Raw genomic sequence first — 23,475 nt, 5'->3', positions numbered from 1 at the left:
TGCCGTAACCCACCACGGACCGGTCCCGGCCGATATCGGCCGCGATCCGGGACTGAGTGCGCCCGTCCCGGATCCCGGCCTGGATCACGACGCGTTCTTCGAACGACAAGCCCCGCCCGATCTCGTCGTGCTCGATCGTGAACGGGGCGTAGTCGCGCAACTCGATAGCGGTCATCCCGACATACTTCCGCCGCCACCTGGCCGCGGTTTGGATACCAATCCCGAGCAGGCGTGCCGCCCGAACGGGCGACGCACCTTCCCGGCAAATCAGCTCAACAAACTCGTCCCGAGCATCCTGCCCGTACCTGTTCCCGTGGGGATTCCCCGCCATGCAACACCATCCTCATGTTGCAACGACCGTATGAATCCACCCGCCTCAAAACAGCAACTTCAGACCACTCAACGGATGGAATGGGGACGATGGCGGGGTTTAGAATGCCCAGTCGTCGTCCTCGGTGTTTTCGGCCTTGCCGATGACGTACGACGAGCCTGACCCCGAGAAGAAGTCGTGGTTCTCGTCGGCGTTCGGCGACAGCGCCGAGAGGATCGCCGGGTTCACGTCGGTCACGGTCGACGGGAACATCGCCTCGTAGCCGAGGTTCATGAGCGCCTTGTTCGCGTTGTAGTGCAGGAACTTCTTGACGTCTTCCGACCAGCCGACACCGTCGTAGAGGTCGTGCGTGTAGGCAACCTCGTTCTCGTAGAGCTCGTACATGAGCCCGAACGTCCAGTCCTTCAGCTCGTCGCGCTCAGCCTGCGAGACCCGCTCGAGCCCCTGCTGGTACTTGTAGCCGATGTAGTACCCGTGCACGGCCTCGTCGCGAATGATGAGGCGGATGAGGTCGGCGGTGTTCGTGAGCTTCGCGTGCGACGACCAGTACATCGGCAGGTAGAAGCCCGAGTAGAAGAGGAACGACTCGAGCAGCGTCGAGGCGACCTTCTTCTTCAGCGGGTTGTCGCCGTGGTAGTGGTCGAGCACGATCTGCGCCTTCTTCTGCAGCAGCGGGTTCTCGCGCGACCAGCGGAAAGCGTCGTCAATCTGCGGCGTGTTCGCGAGCGTCGAGAAGATCGACGAGTAGCTCTTCGCGTGCACCGACTCCATGAAGGCGATGTTCGTGTACACAGCCTCTTCGTGCGAGGTCACGGCGTCGGGAATCAGCGAGATCGCGCCGACCGTGCCCTGCAGCGTGTCGAGCAGCGTGAGGCCCGTGAACACGCGCATCGTGAGGGTCTGCTCCTCGGGCGTGAGCGTCGCCCACGACTGAATGTCGTTCGACAGCGGCACCTTCTCGGGCAGCCAGAAGTTGTTCGTCAGCCGGTTCCACACCTCAAGGTCTTTGTCGTCCTGAATGCGGTTCCAGTTGATTGCCTCAACGTGCGTGAGCAGGTGATCACCCATAGAAAAAGCTCCTCCTTGTCGCGACGAGTCTAGCCCGATCGGGCGCCCCGTCTGGGACGTCAACATCGGCCCGCGCGCCCCCATTCCAGCGGCGGCAAATTGGGCCGAGAACCGGGCAGGAAACGGTCTCGCCACTCCCCTACGAATCGAAGCCGAGCCCGAGCGCATCCATCGTGCGCAGCCAGAGATTGCGCCGCCCGGTCTCGTCTTCGCGCGCCATCGACCACCGCGTGAGGTTCACCCCGAGCAAGCGCGCGGGCTCGGGCGGGAACGGTGTGGGCGTCTTGCGAATCATGTCGAGTTCCGTGCGCTCGGTGCGCTCCCCCGCGAGCTGGTCGAGCATCACCTCGGCGCCGAAGCGCGTCGCGGCGACGCCGAGCCCCGTGAACCCGACCGCGTACGCGATGCGGCCGCGCGAGACGACCCCGCTCGTCACGCAGAACTGCGACGACGTGTCGATCATGCCGCCCCACTGGTGCGTGAAGCGCACGTCGGCGAGCTGCGGATACGTCTGCCGAAAGTTGCGCTCGAGTGTCGCGAAGGTCGCGGGGCGCTGCGTGAGGCGCTCGCCCCGGCGCGACCCGAAGTAGTACACGGCGTCGTAGCCGCCCCAGAGGATTCGTCCGTCGTCGGTCTTGCGGTAGTAGTGGAACTGGTTGCCGGCGTCGGCGAGCCCCTCGCCACCTTCCCAGCCGATGCTCGCGAACTGCGCGTCGGTGAGCGGCTCGGTGACGAGCGCGTAGTCGTACACGGGCACGGTGAGCGGCGCGAGCCGTCGCAGCAGGCTCGGATACGCGTTGGTCGCGAGCACGACCTGCCGGGCCCGCACACTGCCGTGTTCCGTGTGCGCCCGCGCCTCGCGCCCATGTTCGAGCCGGTGCACGACGCTGTGCTCGTGCACGGTGACCCCGGCGGAGAGCACGGCGTCGGCGAGCCCTGTGGCGAGGCGATACGGGTCGACCGTCGCCGAGACGTGCGTGCGGGCCGCCGCGAGGTACTCGGGCGACGCCGTGACGGTGCCGATCTCGTCGGGCCCGATGAACGTCGTGCGCTCCCCGAGCGCGTTCGCCTCGTCGGCCCCCTCGCGCAGCGCGTCGACCTGCCAGGGTGTGCGCGCAAACGTGATCGACCCCTGCTCGACCCAGTCGCAGTCGATGCCGTGCCGTTCAACGTCGGCGCGCATCCCGGCGAAATTCTCGTCGCTGAGCCGCACGATGTCGCGCGCCTGCTCGGGCCACCGCGCGACGGCGTTCGCGAGCCCGTGGCTGATGCTCGGCTCGACAAAGCCGCCGTTTCGGCCGCTCGCCGCGTGCCCGACGGTCGCGCCCTCGAGCAGCGTGATGCGGCGGCCGGGCTCGCGCTCAGCGGCGAGGAGGGCGGTCCAGAGCCCCGTGTAGCCCCCGCCGATAATGAGCAGGTCGGTCTCGACGTCGCCGCGCAGGGGCGGGCGGGCGTCGCGGTGCGGGGCCCGATCGATCCAAAACGAACGGTGTCGGCGTTGGTGCGTCATTGCTCCGGATGCGCGGCCGGGAAATCCGGGCGGGATTCGGCGCATCCCCTCCATACCGACTAGACGGTACAGTAACTTTCCGAATTCGCGCCTGCGAATTGCTCGGGGCTACCGGATTCGAAGCGTGCTCAGCCGTTGCCGCCGGCGCGCGACTCCGCATCCCGCAGCCCGGCAGCAGCGAACGCGCGCTCGTAGATCTCGCGGATGCACGCCTGCTTGCGCGCGTTGTACTCCATGACGGTCTCGCGGCCCGCGGTCGCGATGCGTGCCAACTCGCGCTTCACGTCGGCGTAGCGCTGGCGGTCGACGGCGTTGCGGCGCAGGTGATCGCGAAAGACGCGGTGCTTCCACGGTTCGGGTGCGTCGGGCCCGAACACGTGCACGTTCGCGGCCGGGTCGCGGTGCTTCACGAGCCGGTGGCCGTGCCACCAGGGCTCGCGCACGGTGAGCACGAAGCCCGCGTCGACGAGGGTGGGGAGCCACGCGGGCTCGTGGTTCGGGTCGGCGACGATGAGGTCGACGTCGATCACCGGCTTTGCGGGCAGGCCCGGCACCGAGGTCGAGCCGACGTGGAGCACCTCGAGCGCACGGCCTCCGAGCGCGTGGCGGATGCGCGACTCGAGCCGCGCGAACGCCGCGGGCCACGCGGGGTCGGGTTCGAAGAGGTCGATTGCCTCACGAGTTTGCGGCACGACCCAGGGCGATTCTCCGGGCGGCGGAGCGTCGTTCGTGAAGGTCGTGATCTGCTCGGGCGTTGGCATTCGTCGAGTGTAGTTCGGCGCGCTTTTCGCGCTCGACGGCCTGTTATTTCTACATGCTGTAGCGATAGAATTGCGGCAAGTACGGCCGTTGCGGCGGGCCCTTTGCGCCGCCGAGGAGTGAGTCTCATGACCTTCGTCAACATCACCGCGCTGACGTTCCCGGCGGGCGCCGCGGCCGAGATCGAGCAGCGGTTCGCCGCGCGCAAGAAGGGCGTCGACCAGGCGCCCGGCTTCGTCGAGTTCGAGCTGCTGCGCCCCGTGATTGGCGAGGATCGCTACTTTGTCGTCACCCGGTGGGAGAACCGCGAGGCGTACGAGGCCTGGTCGGCGAGCCGCGATCAGGGCGCGCACGCGAACGACGAGCGCCGCGGCATGAGCGTCGACGTGCTCGGGTTTGAGTCAGTCGAGCTCGGCGAGTAGGCCGACAACCTCGAAGAGCGAATTGCTCGGAAACGCCGGGTCGCGCGGGCAGCGCGGCCCGGCGTTGTCGTGGCGAGACGGATGCACGCCGCGATGTCGGAGGCTCGTGGTGTGCTGATCATGGGCACGAACCTGGCGTTATGTGCCGGTGGAAATCCGGTGCACGAATCCATGTCGGAGGCTCGTGGTCCACTAGCAGCACGTCGAGAAACCGAGCATGTTGAGGAGGTGAACGCGTTGAGTAGCACCGCACAGTCTGAGCCCGCACCCGAGCCGCAGTCCGCGCCCGCGAGCGGCCACGCCGAGGGTATCGACGCCGACCTCGAACTCCTGCACGGCGCGTTCGCGCAGGCCCGGCTCGCGCACGCCCGCCTCGACGCCGCCGACATCCGCACCTACGCCGCGCTCTACCTCGCGGCCGACACTCGCACCAACCTCGAGCGCGCATCCGGCCCGACGTCGACGGCCCGGGAACAGGCGTTCACCTGGAACCTGCGGTCGATCGCCGGAAGCTTCGCGATCGACCACAACCTCACCGACACCACGCTCATGCGGCGCGCTCGCAACGCGCACACCCTCCTCACGAAGTTCGGGTACTGGCACGATGCCCTCGCCGCCGGCGAAATCGATCACGCCCACATCGGCGCGCTCCTACGCAACCACACGCCGCTCGCGCCCGAGCACTACGAGCGTTACGGCCGCACCCTGCTCACGTACGCGAAGGGGCACACGCCGCAGGCGACCGACACAAAGGCGAAGGCCCTCGCCGCATCCCTCACCCGCGCCGAGTTCGCCGCCGCGCACCGGCGCGAGCACGACCGCCGCAGCGTCCACGTCGAACACGTCGAGCACGGCATGGCCTACCTCACCGCCTACCTCTCGTCGACGACGGCGGCCGCCATCGACGAGCTCTTGATGCAGCAGGCCCGGGAATTGCGCGACAGCAACCGCGCCGACGCGCTCAAGCACCGCAACGACCCGGAGCACCTCGCCGACGAGCGCACCGTCGAGCAACTCCGTGCCGACATCTTTACCGACGTGCAGCTCACCGCGACCGCGCAGACCATCCTCGACGGCGACCACCACGGCGCCGCCCGCGTCACCGCCACCGTCAGCATCATTACGCCCGTCATGGCGCTGTCCGACCCTGCGCTCGCATCGGCGTTCACCCGCGCCGGCGGTGCCGACACGGCCCTCGGCATCGGGATGCTCAACGGCATCCAACCCATCAGCGACCACGACGCACGCTGGTACGCCGCCGACGGGCAGCTCGAACGCATCCTCACGCATCCGATCACGGGCCACGTCATCACCGTCGACCGCTACGCCCCGAGCCCCTCCCTGCGTCGGTACCTGCGCGGCCGCGACGTCACCTGCCGATTCCCCGGCTGCCGCCGCCCCGCCCAATACTGCGACCTCGACCACACCGAACCGTACAGCCAAGGCGGCACGACAGAGCCCGGCAACCTCGCGTTCCTTTGCCGCGCCCACCACGTGCAAAAGCACACGAAACCCTGGCAGGTGCGGCACCTCGGCGGCGGCATCCTCGAATGGATCTCACCGCTCGGGCACACGATCCAAACGGTGCCCGACCCACCGGGGCCGGTGTTTGTCGATCCCAATCCCCCACCCTTCTAAGGGTGCGACCCGAGCTCGATTTTCGGAGCCTGGCTTTTCGGAGCCAACGGGCCGCACCCCAGCACCCCGCACCTCCCGAACCCACGCCTGGCATCCCAGGCGCACCGCAACGGCATCCACCGAAGCGGTACTCGGAGTGCGCGGGGTGCTACTCGTGCCGACCGGGCCGCGCGGCCGCGAACCGCACCTCACCGCCGACCACGGTCGTGAGTACCCTCGTGCGCCAGAGGTCGCGAGGGTCGGCTTCGAAGGGGTCGACATCAACGGCGATGAGGTCGCAGAACTTTCCCTGTTCGAGCGATCCGGTGCGGTCGTCGAGCGCCGCCGCGACCGCGCCGCCGAGCGTGTGGGCGACGAGCGCCCCCCGCACCGTGAGCCGCTGCTCGGGCTCGCGCCCGCCCTCGGGCACGCCGTCGCGACGCTCGCGCGTCACGGCCGCGTGCACGGCAAAGAACGGATTCGCGGGCTCGACGGGCGAGTCCGAACCGAACGCGAGCCGCGCGCCCGAGTCGAGCAGGGTGCGCCATGGGTAGTGCAGCGTCTCGCGGTCGCCGAGCAACCGCACGCTGAGCGGATAGTCGCTCGTCGCGTGGGTCGGCTGCATCGACGCGATCACACCGAGGTCGGCGAACCGCGCGACGTCGGCCGGCTTGAGGTGCTGCGCGTGCTCGATCCGCAGCCGCAACCCTCGCTCGCGCGCCACGTCGGCGACGCCGGCGAACACGTCAAGCACGCGGGTGTTCGCGCGGTCGCCGATCGCGTGCACCGCCACCTCGATGCCCGCGGCGACCGCCGCGCGAGCGGCGCGCTCGAGCTCGGCGTCGCCCGTCACCGCGATGCCAGCGTTCTCACCCTCCCCCTCGAACGGCTCGTGCAGGTGGGCGGTGTGCGGCCCGAGCGCCCCGTCGGCGAACAGCTTCACGCCGCCGTGCGTGAGCCAATCGTCACCCTCGCCCGAGCACCAGCCGCGCGCGATCGCCCCCGAGAGCTCGTGCGCCCGCATGTACTTGTGCACGCGCAATTTGAGCCGGCCCTCGTCGCGCAACCGCTCGAACGCGTCGAGCACGTCGAGCACGTCAATGTCGGTGAGGTGCGCAAGCCCGAGGGCGAGCAGGTCGTCTTGCAGCCGGTCAAGCAGTCCGGGCAGCTGCGGCGCGAGCCCGGCCGAGGCGATCGGCCACAGCGGCGACGACGCGTTTTCGAGCAGCAGCCCCGTGGGCGTTCCCGTCGCGTCGCGCTCAATGCGACCGCCGTCGGGGTCGGGCGTCGAATCGGTGATGCCGCCCGCCTCGAGGGCCGCGCTATTCGCCCAGTCGGCGTGGCCGTCAATCGTCGAGAGGAGCACCGGCCGGTCGCCGAAGATCTCGTCGAGCTCGCGGCGATGCGGCTCCCCGTCGCGCCAATCGTTCGAGTTCCAGCTGCCGCCGAGCACCCAGCCGTCGCCCGGATTCGCCTCGGCGAACTCGCGCAGCAGTCGGAGCGCATCGGCGTACGACTCGGCGCCGCGGAGGTCAGGCCCGAGCGCCTCGACCGCGAGCGCACCCGCATGAATGTGCGCGTCGTGGAACGCCGGGAGCACCGCCGCGCCGGGCAGCTCGACGACGCGCGCGTCGGCGCCAGCCTCGGCCCGCGCATCCGCCTCGCCGCCGATGAAGACGATGCGGCCGTCGCGGGCGACGATGCCGCCCGCGATGCCGTCGGGCTCGGCGCCGTCTCCCGCGAGGGTGCGGATGTTCGGGTGAAGGAAGAGCGTGGTTTCGGGCATCGGCGCCTCACTTTCTGCGCCGCCATGCTACCTAGCCGCGACCGCCGCTCGTCCAGGCGCCGAGCTCGCCGCCGACCGTGAAGACGGCGATCGACCCCGACTCGTCGGTGCGCAGCCAGGGCGTCCCTGCCGCGGCGAGCATTTCGAGGGCGCGGTCGGTCGGGTGCCCGTAGCCGTTGTCGGCGCCGACCGAGACGAGCGCGAGCCGGGCACCGGCACGCTGGTAGAGCTCGGGCAGCTGGTCGCCCGAGCCGTGATGCGAGACCTTCACGACATCGACCCGCACAAGGTCGAGATCGAGCCCCGCCTGCGCCTGCTCCCCGAGATCGCCGAGCAGCAGCACGCTGAGGCACGAGGCACGGCAGTCGGCGACCGGGTCGGCGCGAACGACCAGACTGCCGTCGTTGCCGTCCAGGGTCGACGGCGCCCCGTCGCCACCCCGCGCGGGCGAGAGCGCGGTGACGACGAGGTCGCCGAACGCGACGGCGTCACCCGCCCCGACGAACGACACCGGCACCCCGGCGGCCTGCAGACGCACCGTGAGCGGCTCACCGCGCGCGGCCTCGGTGTCGGGCAGCCACACCTCCCCCACCGGCACGGTGATCGACTCGGCAGCCCCGACGTGATCGACGTCGAAGTGACTCACGAGCAACACGTCGAGCCGCTCGACCCCGAAGTCGGCGAGGCAGTCCGCGAGCAGGGCCGGGTCGTCGCCCGTGTCGATGAGCATGGTCGCGCCGCCCGCCGCGCGCAGCAGCAGCGCGTCGCCCTGGCCGATATCGCAGGCGACGAGCCGCCAGTCGTCGGGCAAGTCGCGCAGGCGCAGTGCCACGCGCCCGGCACCGACTGCGGCGAGCACGACGAGCACGACCGCGAGCGCGGCACCGGTGCAGGCCCGAATGCGCCGCCAGCGTCGCCCCGCACCTCGACGCGCGAGCACGACCACGGCGACGCACACGGCGATCCACGTGATCGCGCCGAGCGCCCCGCCGGCCCACGGCACGGCCGCCGCGGGGAGTTCGGTGACGGTGAGGGCGATGAGCCCGATCCATTGGGCCGGCAGCCAGCTCACCCACGCGAGGGCGAGCCCGATCGGCGGAACAATGAGCCCGATGAGGCACGCGACAAGCCCCACAACCGTCGCGAGCGGGGCCGCGGGCGCCGCGAGCAGGTTCGCGACGACGCCATAGAGCGGCAGGCTCGGCTCGAGCAGCAGCAGGATGGGCTGGCACGCGACCTGCGCGACGAGCGGCACCGCGATGACGAGCGCGATCGGCGGCGGCAGCCAGCGCTCGAGCCAGTCGGCGAGCGGACGCGTGCCGAGCAGCAACCCCGCCGTCGCGGCCGTCGAGAGCGCGAACCCGTAGTCGTGGCTCAGCCACGGGTCGGCGGCGAGCAGCACGATGACCGCGAGCGCGAGCACCGGCACACCCGCGATCGGGCGCGACGCCGCGTCGAGCGCGATGACGATAAGCGCCATGGCGCTCGCCCGAATCACCGACCCCTGCGGCGACACGAGCAGTACGAACCCGGCGAGCCCGGCGCTCGCCGCAGCGGCCCGCACGAGCCTCGGCCAGCCCGCGAGTCGGCCGATGCCGATGAACCCCGCGACGATGATCGCGATGTTTGACCCCGACACTGCCGTGAGGTGGCTCAGCGAGCTCGCCTTCATCGCCGCATCCAGCTCGCCGTCGACGAGCGTCTCGTCGCCCACCGCGAGCCCGGGCACGAGCATCGCCCCGGGGCTCGGCAGGTCGCCCGCGAGCTCGACGAACCGTTCGCGCACACCGTTCGACAGCTGCAGCACCGGATGCGGCGCCCCGGTGACCTCGAGCTCGCCACGCCCGAACGCAAGCGCGACGACGTCGTCGCCGGGCTCGGCCCCGACGAGCTTCGCGTCGACGCGCACGCCCGTGCCGATCGGCTGCGCGTCGACGCCGGGCGGTGCGAACAGCAGCACGGGTGCGCCCGGGGTCGCCTGCCCGTCGACCGCCGTGACGGTCGCGGAGTAGGTATGGCCGCGCGCTCCCTCGCGGGCTGGCCCGGTAGTCACGAAGTGGAGCTCGACCGTCGCGCCCTCGAGCGCCTCCGCGACCTCGGGCGGCGTGCGCGCCGGCACGTCGACCGCCGTAAGCGCCGAGGTAAGGGCGCCGCCGACCGCCGCGAGGGCGATCGCGACCGCGACGAAGTGCCGCGCGCCGCCCCTGCCCCGCGCGAAACCGACACCCGCGAGCGCGAGGAGCGTGCAGCCCCCGGCGAGCCACCAGGCGCAGCCGGGCCACTGGGTCGCGAGCCACGCCGCGACCCAGGCCGATGCGGCCGCGGGCAGCAGCCGCACGTCGACAAGTCGCCCGAGCAGGCCCTCGTTCACACCGTCACGAGGTCTTTCAGCCCGGCGTAGGTCGCCTCGCCGATGCCGGCGACCTCCTGCAGTTCGTCGACGCTCGTGAAGCCGCCGTGCTGATCGCGGTAGTCGATGATGCGCTGCGCCATCGCGGGACCGATGCGTGGCAGCGTCTCGAGCTCGGCCGACGTCGCGGTGTTGAGATTGACGAGGCCGCCCTGACCACCGGCGCTGCCCCCGCCACTCACGCCCGCGCCTTCCGCAGCGGGCGGCGCCTCCCCCGGCTTCGGCACGTACACCTGCTCCCCGTCGACGAGCGGGCGGGCGTAGTTGAGCGCGTCGGCGTCAGCCGACTCAGTCACGCCGCCCGCTGCCTCGATCGCGTCGATCACTCGGTCGCCCGCCGCGAGCTCGTACACGCCCGGCTGCTGCACCTCGCCCGCCACGTGCACGAGCACGGTCGCGGGCGAGGACTCCTGCGGCGCCGGGGCCGCCACGGTGGGCGCGGCGCTCGGAGCGGCATCGCCGAGGTCGTCGAGCGCCGGAATCCCGCTCGAGCGGGGCTGCAGCGCGATCGCGAGCACGACGACGGCGCACGCGACGAGCGCGAGCACGACCACGGCGCCCATACCGAGTTTCCAGCGCGGCCGCTGCGGCCCCGCGAAGAGCCGGTCGAGGACAGCGTCGTCGAGGGGTGGGGACGCCTCGTCTTCCAGCGGATCACCCCGCCACGGCACCCGCAACCACTCGACGCCGTGGTCGAGTTCGTACTCGCCAGCGGCGGGAGCGGATGCGGTTCTCGGTGGTCTCACGCGGGGCAGCGTAGGCGCGCCGCCACCGCGCGCACCCCGCGCGCCCGAGCGCCTGTGGAGAACCGCGTATCCACAGGCGCCGCGGGAGGTGCCCCGCTCCAGACGTCAAGTGGCCCCCGCCGCAAGACTGCGACGGGGGCCACTGCACCAGCAACCTCGGGGCTACCCCTCGGTGAGCGGTGCGAGGTTCGGGTCGTCGGCGTACACCTCGGCGGCGTTGTCCTTCGTCACGATGACCGGGTCAAGCAGAACGGAAGGCACCTCGGTGCTGCCGTTGTCCATGGGCTCGGTCGTGGGCGTCTCACCCTGCTGGAGCTGCTTGATGAGTTCGATTGTGTCGGCCACGAGCTTGCGCGTGTCCTTGCTGATCGTCGAGTACTGCTGCCCCGCGACGATCGACTTCACCGACTCAACCTCGGAGTCCTGACCAGTCACGACCGGGGTCTCGAGGCCGGCGTCGCTCGCCGAGGCGAGAATGGCGCGCGCGAGCGTGTCGTTCGGCGAGAGCACGCCGTGCAGCTCCGTGCCCGACGAGTAGTTCTGCTGAATCAGGTTGTCCATGCGCTCCTGCGCGTTCTCGGCGAGCCAGTCCTGCGTCGCGGTCTGCGCGATCTCGGTCTGCCCCGACACGACGTTGAGCGTGCCGTCATCGATGAGCGGCTGGAGCACGCTCATCGCGCCCTCGAAGAACACGGGGGCGTTCGAGTCGTCGGGCGAACCCGAGAACAGCTCGATGTTGTAGGTCTCCTGCTCGCCGAAGCGCTCCTTCATGCCGTCGATCAGGGCCTGGCCCTGGAGCTCGCCGACCTTGTAGTTGTCGAAGGCGATGTAGTAGTCGACGTTCGGGGTGTTCTGAATCAGGCGGTCGTACGCGATCACCGTGATGCCGGCCTCCTTCGCCGCCTGCAGCTGCGAGCTGAGCTGCGACGTGTCGGCGGCGCCGATGACGATCACCTGCGCACCGTTCTGAATCATCGTCTCGATCTGGGCCTGCTGGTCCTGCACGGCCGAGGCCGAGCCGGCGTACTGCACGTCGTCCTCGAAGCCAGCCTCCTGCAGCCCATCGACGAACAGGTCGCCGGCGAGCACCCAGTTCTCACTGGTCTTGTCGGGCAGCGCGACGCCGATGCGGGCATCCGCGTCGATTGCTGCGGCGGGTGCCTCACCGCTGTCGGTCGAGGCAGGGTCGCCGCCACGGCCGGTGCTGCAGCCGGCGAGCAGCATGCCCGCGACCGCGGCCAGGGCAACTGCGCCAAACAGTTTCTTTTTCATGGGGTTTCCTTTTTCTCTTCGTTGAGTGGTGTGGACGATGTGGGGTTGGGGTCGGGCGCCTCGCCGGTGGTCGCCTCGAGTTCAACGGCTGCCTGTTTCGCCTTGAACTTCGCCATCATGGTGCCGATGATCGAGGGGCCGCCGGCGCGCTTGTTCATGACGTCGATGCCGACCGCGACGAGCAGCACGAGGCCCTTGATGATCTGCATGCGGTCGGTCGAGACGCCGACGAGCTGCAGGCCGTTGTTCAGCACGGCCATGACGAGACCACCGATCACCGAGCCGAAGACGGTACCGATACCACCCGCGACCGCGGCACCACCGATGAACACGCCCGCGATGGCGTCGAGCTCCCAGCCCGTGCCGTCGGCGGGGCCGGCCGCGCCGGCGCGAGCCGCCCAGAGCATCCCGGCGATGCCCGCGAGCATCGACATGTTCATCATGACGAAGAAGTCGGTGCGCCGGTCGTTCACGCCCGACAGCTGGGCCGCGCGACGGTTGCCGCCGACCGCGTAGATGTGGCGGCCCGTGCGAGTGCGGTTCGTGACGAACGCGTAGAACATGATCAGCACGGCGAGGATGATGCCCGAGATCGGGAAGCTCGTGCCGAGCCGGCCGCTCGCGAACAGCAGGGTCGCGTAGATCACGATCGCGATGAGGATGCCCGTGCGGGAGTACATGACCCAGGCGGGCTCGACCACCGCATCCATGCGCTTGCGCTTCGCGCGGTTGCGCAGCTGGCCGTACACGATGGCCGCGATAGCGAGCGCGCCGAGCAGCAGCGTGAGGTTGTTGTAGCCGCTATACGGCCCCACCTCGGGCATGAACCCGTAGAGGGCCTGGCGGAACTCGTCGGGCACCGCCACGGTCTGCGCCTGGCCGACCCATTGCTGCGCACCGCGCCAGATGAGCATGCCGGCGAGGGTCACGATGAACGCGGGGACGCCGACGTAGGCGACCCAGAACCCCTGGAACGCGCCGATCGCGGCGCCGAGCGCGATGCCGAGCAGAATGCCGCCCCACCAGGGCAGGCCCCAGTCGCGCATCGAGGTCGCGACGACGATGCCGACGAACGCGGCGACCGAACCGACCGACAGGTCGATGTGCCCCGCGATGATCACCATGACCATGCCGACCGAGAGCAGCAGGATGAACGAGTACGCCTGCACGAGGTTGATCGCGTTGCCGGGCGACAGGGTCGTGCCACCGGTCCAGATCTGGAAGATCAGGATGATGATGACGAGCGCGCCGAGAATGCCGAACTTCTTCAGCGAGCCGCGCTGCCCGAAAATCTGCCAGAGGTCGCCGAGGCGGAACCCGCGCCGCTCCGATTGTGTGTCGGCCATCATGCCGCGTTGCCTTTCTTCACAGGTGCCATGTGGCGCATGAGCTCTTCTTGGTCGACGCCGTGGGCGTCGAGTTCGCTCGTGATCGCGCCCTCGAAAATGGTGTAGATACGGTCGGCCATGCCGATGAGCTCCGGCAGCTCCGACGAGATGAGCACGATGCCCTTCCCCGAGTCGGCGAGCCGGCGAATGATCTGGTAAATCTCGGCCTTCGCGCCGACGTCGATGCCGCGGGTCGGCTCGTCAAGAATGAGCAGCTCGGGTTCGGTGAACATCCACTTCGCGAGCACGACCTTCTGCTGGTTGCCGCCCGAGAGGGTGTCGACGCCGACCTCGACGTTCGCGGCGCGCATCCGCAGGTCTTGCCGATACTGCTCGGCGATGCGCGACTCCTCGAGGTCGTCGACGACGGGGCCGCGCGAGATGCGCGAGAGCTTCGCCGAAACGGTGGCGCGCTTGATCGTGTCGAGCAGGTTGAGGCCGAGCGACTTGCGGTCTTCGCTCACGTAGGCGATGCCCGCGCCGATCGCCTCCTTCACGCTGCGCAGCGCGAGGGGCTTGCCGTCGAGGAACGCCTCGCCCGAGAGCTTCGTGCCGTACTGCTGCCCGAACAGGCTCATCGCGAGCTCGGTGCGGCCGGCGCCCATGAGGCCCGCGAAGCCGACGACCTCGCCGCGGCGCACCGTGAAGCTCGACGCCTTCGCGACGAGGCGCGTGGGGTCGACGGGATGCTGCACGGTCCAGTCGCGCACCTCGAACAGCACGTCGCCCACCGTGTTCGAGTGCTCGGGGAACCGATTGCCGAGCGTGCGTCCGACCATGCCACGAATGATGCGGTCTTCATCGATCGTGCCGTCGACGACGAGCGACTCGATGCTGCGGCCGTCGCGAATGATCGTGATCGTGTCGCTGATCTGCTCGATCTCGCCGAGCTTGTGGGAGATCATGATCGACGTCATGCCCTCGCGCTTGAGTTCGCCGAGGAGGTCGAGCAGCGCCTGCGAATCGCGGTCGTTCAGGGCCGCGGTCGGCTCGTCGAGAATGAGCAGCTTGACGTCTTTTTCGAGCGCCTTCGCGATCTCGACCAGCTGCTGCTTGCCGACGCCGAGGTACTTGATCGGCGTATCCGGGTCTTCGTTGAGGCCGACCCGCGCGAGCAGGTCGACGGTGCGGCGACGCGCCTCGTCCCAGTCGATCACGAAGCCGCGGCGCAGCTCGTGGCCGAGGTAAATGTTCTCGGTAATCGAGAGCTCGGGAATCAGCGCGAGCTCCTGGTGAATGATCACGATGCCGGCCTGCTCGGAGGCCGCAATGTTGTTGAAGCGGCGAACCTCGCCCTGGAACACGATGTCGCCCGTGTACGTGCCGGCGGGGTACACGCCCGACAGCACCTTCATGAGCGTCGACTTGCCCGCGCCGTTCTCGCCGCAGATCGCGTGAATCTCCCCCTCACGAACCCGGAGGTTGACGAGGTCGAGCGCTTTCACGCCCGGGAACTCTTTGGTGATGTTCACCATTTCGAGCAGGTTGGCCTCGCTCGTAGACACCGGCACCTCCTTGTGCAGCGTTCGGGGTCGACGCGATCGGGGTCACCCGATGCGTTCAGGTAAGAACCTACGGGCGGGCCGTTTTGCTGTCAACTCTTGAAGACAAATCTGTGCCGACCACATCAACGAGATACGCGAGCTCGTCGGCGTTCTCGAACGCGAGCGCCGCCGCACCCCGAGCGCCGCCGATCTCACCGAGGGTCGAGAGCTCGAGCCGAGTGCGCTCCGCCACCGACGGAATCGCGAATCGCGCGAAGCCGTCGCGGATCGCCTCGATGAGCACCTCGCCCGTCTCGCTCAGCGTGCCGCCGACGACGACGAGCTTCGGGCCGAGGAAGTTCACGGCCGACGCGATCGACTGCCCGAGCGCCTGGCCCGCATCCTGCAGCACGCGGAGGGTCGGCCGGTGCCCCTCGCGGGCGAGGCGGATGAGGTCGTCCCGCGTCACGGGGGTACGCAGCGCCTCGCTGAGGTGCTCGAGAATCACGGGGGTCGCCGCGACCGTCTCGAGGCAGCCGCGGTTGCCGCAGCGGCAGTGGCTGCCGGCCGGGTCGACGGTCGAGTGGCCGAGCTCCCCCGCGATGCCGAACGCGCCCGTGTAGAGCCCGCCGTTCACGACGATGCCCGCGCCGATGCCGGTGCCGATCTTCACGAAGAGGTAGTCGCGCTCGTCGACCGCGGCGCCCCACGAGCGTTCCGCGAGGGCGCCCGCGTCGGCGTCGTTCGCGAGCTCAACCTCGAGCCCGAGGCCGCGCTCGACGTCGGCGGCGGTTCGGCCGAGCCACTCGGGCAGGATCGTGCCGTCGAGCACCCGGCCGCTCGCCGCATCCACGGGGCCGGGAATCGCGACGACGACCGCCGCGACGTCGTCGTCGCTGCGTCCCTCGCTCGCGAGGCCCTCGGTGAGCAGATCGCGCACGAAGTGCAGGACTTCTTCGGCGGGCAGGCCCGTCGCGAGCGGGATGCGGCGCTCGACGAGCACCTCCATGCCCGGCTGTGCGAGCACGAGACCGGCGTGGCTGCGGCCGATGTCGATGCCGACCGCGACCCGGCGGCTCGCGAGCCGCGGCGAGACGAGGGTGGCCTTGCGCCCCGACGAGACCGTGTCGCCCGTGAGTACCATGCCGCGTTCACGAAGCGACCGCACGATCGACGAGACGCTCGCGTTCGAGAGCTTCGTGCGCCGGGCGAGTTCCGACTGCGTCGCCGGCCCGCCCGTGAGCAGTTCGCGCAGGATCGCGCGCTCATTGCTCACGCGAAGCGCTGCGGTGGATCCTGGACGTCGATGGCCGGTGCTCATGTGGCTATAGTGGGGTTCCAACAAGGTTGCTGTCAAGACATGAACGCAAACCGTCGGTTTTGTGCGAACGAGTTTCGTTCGAACTTCAAGGGAGAGGCTCGAGATGACTCCGGCTGCCACCACCGCGGCGGGCCCCGTGCTCGCGATCGACCTCGGCGGCACGAAGATCGAGGCCGGCATCGTCACCGCCGAGGGGCGGCTGCTCGCCGACTCCCGCGTGCGGGTCGCAACGGGCCGGGCCGCCGACTCCCCCGCCGGCATCGCCGCGGCCCTTCGCGCCGCGCTCGACCGCGTCGCCGAGCACCCCGCGTATCCGCGGGTCGTGGGGGCCGGCATCGGCGCGGCCGGGCCGGTCGACCTCACCGCCGGCACGATCAGCCCGATCAACCTGCCGGGCGTGCGCGACTTCGCCGTCGTCGAGGCGGTGCGCGGCGCGACCGGCCTCGCCGACGTTCGGCTGCGGCTCGACGGCACCTCGCTCGGGCTCGCCGAGCTCTGGCAGGGCGCCGCGGTCGGGGCCCGCAACGCCGTGATCTTTGTCGTCTCGACCGGTATCGGCGGCTGCGTCGTCACCGACGGCCGCGTCGTCGCGGGCGCGCAGGGCAACGCGGGCCACCTCGGGCAGATGGTCGTCGACGTCGTCGATCCAGAGCATCCCGAGCGGGCGACGGTCGAGGGCCAGGCCTCAGGGATGCACACGGTCGCCTGGGCGGGCGCGAACGGCTGGTCGGGGGCGACGGGCGAAGAGCTCGCGGCCGCGCACGCCGCGGGCGATGAGATCGCCCTCGCCGCCGTCGAGCGGTCGGTGCAGGCGCTCGGGCGGGGCCTCGCGAGCTGCGCGAACCTGTTGAACACCGACCTCGCCGTCATGGGCGGCGGCTTCGCACACGTGACCGACGACTACCCGGCGCGCGTCGAGCGGGCCGCGCGCGCCGCATCCGTCAACGCGTACGCGCGCGAGCTGCGCGTCGTGCGCGTCGGCCTCGGTGACGAGGCGCCACTCGTCGGTGCGGCCGCACAACTGCTGCGCCCCGACCTGCTCGAGTAGTTGGCAGGTCGGGGCGCAAGGAGTTCGGTTACCGCTGCGTGTAGATCGCTCCGGTAGTCACGTCGTTTTCGATGCCCTCGAGCGTGCGCCCGCGGGTCTCGGGCAGGTATCGCACGACGAACACGAGCGCGACGAGGTTGAACGCGCCGAGCATGAAGAACGAGCCCGTGATGCCAATACCGTCAACGACCGACGGGAAGAAGAGACCGAGCAGGGCGTTCGCGATCCACATGCAGAACACCGCGACGCCGATGCCGAGGCCGCTCATCTTCAGCGGGAAGATCTCCGAGAGAATCACCCACGTCGCGACGTTGAGGAACGTCTGCATTGAGCCGACAAACAGCACCACGAGCACGAGAATCACGAAGGGCCGGGCCGGGTTGCCGACCGGCAGCACCATCGACGACACCCCGATGAGCACGTGGCAGATCGTGATGAGCGCGTAGCCGGCCATGAACATCGTGCGTCGGTTCACCCGTTCCATCATGAACAGTGACGCGATGCTGCCGAGCACGCCGATCGCGCCGGGCACCACGTTGGCGATGAGCGCCGCGTCGGCGGCGAAGCCCGCCTCGACGAGCACGGTCTGGCCGTAGTAGACGATCGTGTTGATGCCCGTGAGCTGCTGGAAGACCGCGACGCCGATACCGATGAACAGGATGCGTCGCAGCCACTTGCTCGCGAGCACCGTCGAGAAGCTCGTCTGCTTCGCCGACTTCGACTCGTCGACGAGCTGCGCCGCAACGGCGAGCTCGGCCTCGGCGCGCTCGCGCGGCCGGATCGTCGTGAGGATCGCGAGCGCCTCGTCGCGTCGCCCCTGCGCGACGAGCCAGCGCGGCGACTCGGGCATCGACAGCATGCCGAAGAACAGCGCGAGGGCCGGGATGATGCAGATCGCGAGCATGATGCGCCACACGCTGTCGAGGTGGCCCCAGACGTTGCCGATGATGGCGTTCGCGCAGAAGGCCGCGAAGGCACCCACCGCGATCATCACCTCGTTGCGGCCCGCGAGCGAGCCGCGTCGCTCGTGGGGCGACAGTTCGGCGAGGTAGACGGGCACGTTCGTCGAGGCGGCGCCGACCGAGATGCCGAGCACGATCCGGCCGATCACCATCACCCCGAAGCTCGGGGCGAGCGCGCACGTCGTCGCGCCGATGAGGAATCCGATTGCGAGCAGCAGGATCGTGCGCTTGCGACCCCAGCTATCGGCGAGGCGACCGCCGAGCATCGCGCCGATGGCCGCGCCGAACAGCAGCGACGAGGTGACGATCGAGAGGCGGCGGTTGTGCGGGCCCGGGGTGAGCGGCGGCAGCGCCGCCTCGATATTCGCGGGTTGGTTTGTGGCGGAAGACATGCGTGACTCCTTTGTCAGAACTTCCGGGTCAATTGGTGTGCACGGAGACCGGCGCACCCGTGCGATGCGATTCGAGGGCGGCGCCGACGACGCGCATCATCTCGGTCGCCTTGCCGAAGTCGGTGTCCATCGGGGTTCCGGCGCCGATGCTGCGCAGGAACTCCTGGATCTCGGCGGTAAACGCCTCTGCGTAGCCGGTGCCGACTCCCCCGCCCGGCATCGCCGCGACGTCGGTGAAGTACGGGTGCTCGGGGCCGGTGAACACGCGCCGCGGCCCGTTGTAGGCCGAGTCGGTGATGCCGTCTTCGAAGATCGTGAACTCGCCGGCGCTGATCGAGTCGAACGACGCGTGGCCGCGCGTGCCGAACACCGTCACCCCGAGTCCGTTCGGAATGCCGTGCGCGATGCGGCTCAGCTCGATGTGCCCGACGGCGCCGTTTTCGAAGTCCACCGAGAGCAGGGCGATGTCGTCGTTCGTGACGGGGCCGGTCTCGGTCGCGGTCGAGGCGCCGTGGCCGATCGCGCCGGCCGCGGGCTTCGGTCGCTCGCCGATGACGGTCTTCAGCGATGCCTGCGCGACCCGCGAGATGCGGCCCGCGACGAACTGCACCGCGTCGATCGCGTGCGAGCCGATGTCGAGCACCGCGCCGCCGCCCGACTGCTCCTGCGAGTACCGCCACGAGAGTGCGCCAGCGGGATTCGCGGCGTAGTCGGCGTAGTACCAGCCGCGCACCGTGTGCACGTCGCCGAGGCGCCCATCCGCCACCGCCTGCGCGAGCGCGGCAAGGCCCGGCAGGCGTCGGAACGAGAAGCCGACACCCGTGACGGCGGGGCTCGCCTCGGCGAGCGCCTGCAGCGACGTCGACTCCTCGACGGTTCGACCGATCGGCTTCTCGGCGAGGACGTGCTTGCCAGAGGCGAGCACCTTCGGCAGCACCTCGGCGTGGAGGAAGTTCGGGAGGGCGACGCTGATCGCGTCGATGTCGTCGCGCTGCAGCAGGGCGTCGATGTCGCCGGTCGCGTGGGCGAAGCCGTAGCGGGCGGCGACCGACTCGGCGAGCGGCAGGTTCGGGTCGGCGATCGTGTCGAGCTCAACGCTGAGTCGCGAGCTCACCGACATCATGGCCGTGCGGTAGCCGAACGCGTGGGCCTGGCCGGTCATGCCGGCGCCGATAACGGCGACGCGAATAGGGGTGGTCATAGTGCGGGTCCTTCCGATGGAGGTTTGGTGTGGTGGATGTGGTGAAACGGGCTGCGGGCTGCGGGCGGCGGGCGCCTAGCGGAAGCGCAGTTCGGCGCCGCAGCCCGCGAGGTAGGCGTGCGTGCGGCGGGCAATCTCGAGCGGCTGTGCGAAGTCGGCGACGGGATACATGTCCTGTTCCACGATCGCGAAGATGCCGGGGTTCGCGGCCGCCGCAGCCTTGAGAATCGGTGCGTAGTCGGGCACCCCGAGCGGCGGCTCGACCATGACGCCGAGCTGCACCGCCTCGGCGAAGGGCACGTCGTTCTTCAGCACGTCGGCGAGCAGGTCGGGTTCGACCTGCTTGAGGTGCAGGTAGCCGATGCGCTCCGGGAACTCGCGCAGGGCGCGCTCGTTGTCGCCCCAGTAGTACGCGAGGTGACCCGTGTCGAGGCAGAGGTTCACGTAGCGCGGGTCGGTGCCCACCGCGATCTTCGCCCACAACGACCAGGCGGCCCTCGGCGTGCTCGATGCGCTCGCCGCGCGGGGGCTCGAGCCTGGCCGCGATGTCTCGGTTATCGGCTATGACAATTCGTCGGTGAGCAGTGCCCCGGGCACGTCACTGACGTCGGTTGATCTCGGCGCGCGCGAACTCGGGCGCGAGTGCATGCGCCTCGCGCTGCGCCGACTGCAGCACCCCGAACTCGAGCCGCAGAGCATCGCGTTCGAGCCGACGCTGGTCGTCCGCGGGACGACCGGTCCGGCGCGGGCATAGGAAGCACCCCGACTATCTACTGCGACCCGTTAGTTTTTTTCTCCCCGGCAGTACGCTCAAAGAAGCATGTGTCGTCATGTTTCCAATCGGATTGGGAGCCACCATGCAACTCCGCGTTACCTCACGAACACTCGCTTCCGCGGTCGCCGCCATCGGCGGGCTGGCGCTCCTTGCCGGATGCGCGCCGTCAACGATTAGTCAGGACGACTTCATCTCGGCGGCGGCCGACGCCGGATTCCAGTGCAACGCGACGGAGCCTGCCGACGATCGGGTGGCGACGCTCACCACCTGTGTGAATAGCGACGCACAGGAGAGCCAGTTCGTCGTGTTTAACTCCCCCGACGACGTCGAAGGTGGCGACCTCATGTTCTACCAGGACGGCGACGAGATCGCGTACGGCGACGACTGGATCATCGTCGGCGAGAACAAGGCCGATGTCGACCAACTCGCCGAACTCGTGTCCGCGCCGTAGCGCTACTTCGCGACGATATTCACGAACTTCGGCGCCTTCACGATCACCTTGCGCACGGTCGCATCGCCGATCGCACGCTCAGCACCGCGGGATGCGCGGGCCAGCGCCTCGAGGTCGGCATCGCTAATGTCGGGCGCCACCTCGAGCTTGTCGCGCAGCTTGCCGTTCACCTGCACGATCGCGGTGACCGTGTCGGCCACGAGCAGCGCCGGGTCAGCCGTCGGCCACGCGAGGTGCGACAGCGAGCCCTCGCGCGTATCCGCCGCGTGACCGAGCCGCTCCCACATGTCCGACGCGACATACGGCGCGAACAGGTCAAGCACGAGCGCAATCGCCTCGGCACCCTCACGCACGGCCGGGTCGCCCGCACCCGGGCCCGAATCAATCGCCTTACGAATCGTGTTCGTGAGCTCCATCACACGCGCAATCATCACGTTGTACTTGAAGCCCTCACCAAGCTGGTGCACATCGGCCCAGAACCGCGCAACCGCGCGACGCGTGTCGACGTCGCCGTCGGCGAAGTCGACGCCGGGCGCCGAGGTGACGTCGCCCGCGACGCGCCAGGCGCGTGCGAGGAACTTGCCGGCGCCGGCAACCGAGACATCGGCCCAGTCGACGTCGTCCTCGGGCGGCGACGCGAACATCATGGTCGTGCGCACCGCGTCGACGCCGTGGCTGTCGAGCTCATCGCCGAGCTTCACCGAGTTGCCCTTCGACTTCGACATCTTCGCGCCGTTCATGATCACCATGCCCTGATTGAGCAGGGCCCCGAACGGCTCCTCGAACGGCACGAGGCCGAGGTCGTAGAGCACCTTCGTGATGAAGCGGGCGTAGAGCAGGTGGAGGATCGCGTGCTCGATACCGCCGATGTACTGGTCGATGGGGGCCCACCGCTGAAGCTCGGCCGGGTCGAAGATCTCGACGTCGTTGTTCGGCGACGCGAACCGCAGGAAGTACCACGACGAGTCGACGAACGTGTCCATCGTGTCGGAGTCGCGCAGCGCCTCGCGCCCGTCGGGCGTCGTCGTGTGCACCCAGTCCTCGGCCGCGGCGAGGGGCGACTGGCCCTTCGGCTTGAGGTCGAGGCCAGCGCCGTCGGGCAGGCGCACTGGCAGTTGCTCGGTGGGCACGGGAATCTCGGTGCCCTCGTCGTCGTACATGATCGGAATCGGGGTGCCCCAGTATCGCTGCCGCGAGATGAGCCAGTCGCGCAGGCGGAAGTTCTTTGCCGCCTTGCCGGTGCCGCGCTCACCGAGCACCTCGATCGCGCGCGCGATCGCCGCATCCTTGCGCAGCCCGTCGAGCTCGCCCGAGTTCACGAGCTCACCGTCGCCCGCGAGCGCCTCGCCCGTCGCCTTCGGGTCGATCTCGCCCTCGGCCTCGTCGGGGCGCACCACGACCCGCACGGGCAGGTCGAACTCGCGTGCGAAGTCGAGGTCGCGCTGGTCGTGCGCGGGCACCGCCATGATCGCGCCGTGCCCGTAGTCGGCGAGCACGTAGTCGCCGACCCAGATCGGCAGGCGCTCACCGTTCAGCGGGTTAATGCCGTAGCGCTCGAGGAACACGCCGGTCTTCGGCCGCTCGGTGTTCGCGCGGTCGATCGCGCTGAGCTTCTGCGTCGCGCTCAGGTAGTCAGCGAACCGCGCCTGCACCTCGGCGGATGCGCCCTCCGCGAGCTCCGCTGCGAGGTCGCTGTCGGGCGCGACCACCATGAACGTCGCGCCGTAGAGCGTGTCGGGGCGCGTCGTGAACACCGTCACGGGCTCGTCGCGGCCCTCGATGACGAAGTCGACGTCGGCGCCCTCAGAGCGGCCGATCCAGTTGCGCTGCATGACGAGCACCTTGTGCGGCCAGTGCCCCTCGAGCTTGTCGAGGTCGTCGAGCAGGCGGTCGGCGTACTCGGTGATGCGGAAGTACCACTGGTTGAGCTTCTTCTTCTCGACCACCGCGCCACACCGCTCGCACGTGCCGTCGGCGAGCACCTGCTCGTTCGCGAGCACGGTCTGGTCGTTCGGGCACCAGTTCACGGCCGAGAACTTGCGGTACGCGAGGCCCTTCTCGTACATCTTCAGGAACAGCCACTGGTTCCAGCGGTAGTACTCGGGGTCGGAGGTGCGCAGCACGCGCGACCAGTCAAAGCTCACGCCGTAGCGCTGCATCGACTCGGCCTGCTGCGCGATGTTCGCGTAGGTCCACTCGCGCGGGTCGCCGCCGTTCTTGATCGCCGCGTTCTCGGCGGGCAGGCCGAACGAGTCCCAGCCGATCGGGTGGAGCACGTTGTAGCCGCGGTGACGCCAGTAGCGGGCGCAGGCATCGCCGAGGGCGTACTGCTCGGCGTGCCCCATGTGTAGGTCACCCGACGGGTACGGGAACATGTCGAGCACGTACTTGCGGGGCAGCTCGGCGTCGGCCCGGTCGACATTGAACAGCTCAAGACCGTTCCAGATCGGTCGCCACTTCGCCTCAAGTCGGCGGAAGTCGTACTCGTCGTCGCGGATCGCGTCAGTCGTCACTGCTTCTTCTTTCGGGAAT

Annotated in this window: 20 protein-coding genes; 5 read left to right on the top strand and 15 right to left on the bottom strand. The window is 69.4% G+C overall.

What is annotated here, in order from left to right; all coding sequences use genetic code 11:
- From G328_RS16855 to G328_RS14630, 4 genes are all read right to left on the bottom strand, one after another.
- Positions 1 to 175: helix-turn-helix domain-containing protein (locus G328_RS16855; protein ID WP_187325743.1), on the bottom strand; the 175-nt coding region annotated here is incomplete at its 3' end.
- Positions 176 to 430: 255 nt separating this feature from the next.
- Positions 431 to 1,399 (bottom strand): class 1b ribonucleoside-diphosphate reductase subunit beta, encoded by a 969-nt coding sequence (nrdF, locus tag G328_RS0107070; protein ID WP_019618648.1) that lies wholly within the window; start codon positions 1,397 to 1,399, stop codon positions 431 to 433.
- A gap of 139 nt (positions 1,400 to 1,538) precedes the next feature.
- Positions 1,539 to 2,909 carry an NAD(P)/FAD-dependent oxidoreductase gene (locus tag G328_RS0107065; protein ID WP_019618647.1) on the bottom strand — a complete coding sequence of 457 codons (1,371 nt, stop codon included), beginning with the start codon at positions 2,907 to 2,909 and terminating at the stop codon, positions 1,539 to 1,541.
- A 128-nt stretch (positions 2,910 to 3,037) separates the two neighbouring features.
- Positions 3,038 to 3,670, bottom strand: coding sequence for a GrpB family protein (locus G328_RS14630; RefSeq protein ID WP_019618646.1), 633 nt, complete (start codon positions 3,668 to 3,670; stop codon positions 3,038 to 3,040).
- Between the two features lie 126 nt (positions 3,671 to 3,796).
- On the opposite strand from G328_RS14630, the gene G328_RS0107055 reads away from it, so the two are divergent.
- Together G328_RS0107055 and G328_RS15845 are read left to right on the top strand one after the other, a co-directional pair.
- Positions 3,797 to 4,090: an antibiotic biosynthesis monooxygenase family protein gene (locus G328_RS0107055; protein ID WP_019618645.1), complete on the top strand. Its 294-nt coding sequence runs from the start codon at positions 3,797 to 3,799 to the stop codon at positions 4,088 to 4,090.
- 228 nt (positions 4,091 to 4,318) lie between these two features.
- Positions 4,319 to 5,728 (top strand): HNH endonuclease signature motif containing protein, encoded by a 1,410-nt coding sequence (locus G328_RS15845; RefSeq protein WP_019618644.1) that lies wholly within the window; start codon positions 4,319 to 4,321, stop codon positions 5,726 to 5,728.
- Between the two features lie 148 nt (positions 5,729 to 5,876).
- On the opposite strand, the gene G328_RS14620 is transcribed toward G328_RS15845, so the two are convergent.
- From G328_RS14620 to G328_RS14600, 7 genes are all read right to left on the bottom strand, one after another.
- Complete coding sequence (locus tag G328_RS14620; protein ID WP_019618643.1) at positions 5,877 to 7,493, bottom strand: amidohydrolase; 1,617 nt, start codon at positions 7,491 to 7,493, stop codon at positions 5,877 to 5,879.
- Between the two features lie 31 nt (positions 7,494 to 7,524).
- A complete protein-coding gene (locus G328_RS14615; RefSeq protein ID WP_019618642.1) occupies positions 7,525 to 9,864 on the bottom strand; it encodes a ComEC/Rec2 family competence protein in 2,340 nt (779 codons plus the stop codon).
- Positions 9,861 to 10,649 carry a helix-hairpin-helix domain-containing protein gene (locus tag G328_RS0107035; RefSeq protein WP_235619855.1) on the bottom strand — a complete coding sequence of 263 codons (789 nt, stop codon included), beginning with the start codon at positions 10,647 to 10,649 and terminating at the stop codon, positions 9,861 to 9,863. The genes G328_RS14615 and G328_RS0107035 overlap by 4 nt, the downstream gene beginning before the upstream one ends.
- A gap of 162 nt (positions 10,650 to 10,811) precedes the next feature.
- Positions 10,812 to 11,921: a substrate-binding domain-containing protein gene (locus G328_RS0107030; RefSeq protein ID WP_019618640.1), complete on the bottom strand. Its 1,110-nt coding sequence runs from the start codon at positions 11,919 to 11,921 to the stop codon at positions 10,812 to 10,814.
- Positions 11,918 to 13,267 (bottom strand): multiple monosaccharide ABC transporter permease, encoded by a 1,350-nt coding sequence (gene mmsB, locus G328_RS14605; protein WP_019618639.1) that lies wholly within the window; start codon positions 13,265 to 13,267, stop codon positions 11,918 to 11,920. The genes G328_RS0107030 and mmsB overlap by 4 nt, the downstream gene beginning before the upstream one ends.
- Positions 13,267 to 14,784 carry a sugar ABC transporter ATP-binding protein gene (locus G328_RS0107020; RefSeq protein WP_051082876.1) on the bottom strand — a complete coding sequence of 506 codons (1,518 nt, stop codon included), beginning with the start codon at positions 14,782 to 14,784 and terminating at the stop codon, positions 13,267 to 13,269. Before G328_RS0107020 ends, mmsB begins: the two co-directional genes overlap by 1 nt.
- A gap of 97 nt (positions 14,785 to 14,881) precedes the next feature.
- On the bottom strand, positions 14,882 to 16,114 hold the full coding sequence (locus G328_RS14600; RefSeq protein ID WP_187325741.1) for an ROK family transcriptional regulator: 1,233 nt from the start codon (positions 16,112 to 16,114) through the stop codon (positions 14,882 to 14,884).
- A 103-nt stretch (positions 16,115 to 16,217) separates the two neighbouring features.
- On the opposite strand from G328_RS14600, the gene G328_RS0107010 reads away from it, so the two are divergent.
- Positions 16,218 to 17,162 carry an ROK family protein gene (locus G328_RS0107010; RefSeq protein WP_019618636.1) on the top strand — a complete coding sequence of 315 codons (945 nt, stop codon included), beginning with the start codon at positions 16,218 to 16,220 and terminating at the stop codon, positions 17,160 to 17,162.
- Positions 17,163 to 17,190: 28 nt separating this feature from the next.
- Here G328_RS0107010 and G328_RS0107005 read toward each other — a convergent pair whose 3' ends face one another.
- The 3 genes from G328_RS0107005 to G328_RS14595 all read right to left on the bottom strand — a co-directional run bounded on the left by G328_RS0107005 (position 17,191) and on the right by G328_RS14595 (position 20,182).
- A complete protein-coding gene (locus tag G328_RS0107005; RefSeq protein ID WP_019618635.1) occupies positions 17,191 to 18,516 on the bottom strand; it encodes a sugar porter family MFS transporter in 1,326 nt (441 codons plus the stop codon).
- Positions 18,517 to 18,544: 28 nt separating this feature from the next.
- Positions 18,545 to 19,717, bottom strand: a complete 1,173-nt coding sequence (locus G328_RS0107000) for a Gfo/Idh/MocA family protein (RefSeq protein WP_019618634.1) — start codon at positions 19,715 to 19,717, stop codon at positions 18,545 to 18,547.
- A 75-nt stretch (positions 19,718 to 19,792) separates the two neighbouring features.
- Complete coding sequence (locus G328_RS14595; RefSeq protein WP_338063019.1) at positions 19,793 to 20,182, bottom strand: sugar phosphate isomerase/epimerase family protein; 390 nt, start codon at positions 20,180 to 20,182, stop codon at positions 19,793 to 19,795.
- On the opposite strand from G328_RS14595, the gene G328_RS0106990 reads away from it, so the two are divergent.
- Complete coding sequence (locus tag G328_RS0106990; protein ID WP_019618632.1) at positions 20,175 to 20,471, top strand: substrate-binding domain-containing protein; 297 nt, start codon at positions 20,175 to 20,177, stop codon at positions 20,469 to 20,471. The two genes, G328_RS14595 and G328_RS0106990, sit on opposite strands and share 8 nt — an antisense overlap.
- 103 nt (positions 20,472 to 20,574) lie before the next feature.
- A complete protein-coding gene (locus G328_RS0106985) occupies positions 20,575 to 20,943 on the top strand; it encodes a hypothetical protein (protein WP_019618631.1) in 369 nt (122 codons plus the stop codon).
- Positions 20,944 to 20,945: 2 nt separating this feature from the next.
- Here the strand turns inward: G328_RS0106985 and leuS are convergent, their stop codons facing one another.
- Positions 20,946 to 23,456, bottom strand: coding sequence for a leucine--tRNA ligase (gene leuS, locus G328_RS0106980; RefSeq protein ID WP_019618630.1), 2,511 nt, complete (start codon positions 23,454 to 23,456; stop codon positions 20,946 to 20,948).
- Positions 23,457 to 23,475: the final 19 nt, after the last annotated feature.

Origin of the sequence: [Zimmermannella] faecalis ATCC 13722 (assembly GCF_000381765.1) — a bacterium.
GTDB lineage: Bacteria > Actinomycetota > Actinomycetes > Actinomycetales > Microbacteriaceae > Gulosibacter > Gulosibacter faecalis.
This window is presented reverse-complemented; position numbering and strand designations above follow the sequence as displayed.